Source organism: Salmonella sp. SAL4457 (assembly GCF_046548235.1).
Taxonomy (GTDB): Bacteria; Pseudomonadota; Gammaproteobacteria; order Enterobacterales; family Enterobacteriaceae; genus Salmonella; species Salmonella enterica.
Genome location: NZ_JBGDZO010000402.1, coordinates 1 through 276, shown reverse-complemented (window position 1 = coordinate 276; position 276 = coordinate 1). Strand labels below are relative to the sequence as shown.

Here is a 276-nt window from a genome sequence, read left to right as displayed (position 1 = left end):
CACCATAACCGAAGCTTTGAGATATCTCCGCCGCCAGCACGAAATGCCTCCAGCAATGACATTAACGAAAAAGAGGCGTTAGTTTGTATGCCGACCGCCTGAACATGAGGATAGCGGCTAATTTCTGCCAGCGCCGCCATGTAATAACGCAAGCGTAGCGCCTCGCCATAGGGCGTAATCATCACATTCAACGGCGTACCTAAAAGAGGCAAATGGTCAACCATGCGCCATAGCGCGGCTTCGTCCCGTTTTTTATCGTTACGGGCGTGTTTATGG

At 51.4% G+C, this 276-nt stretch carries 1 pseudogene; it reads right to left on the bottom strand.

Annotated elements, in window-relative coordinates:
- Positions 1-276 (bottom strand): annotated as a pseudogene (locus ACLJNW_RS24815) (hypothetical protein); the annotation flags it as partial.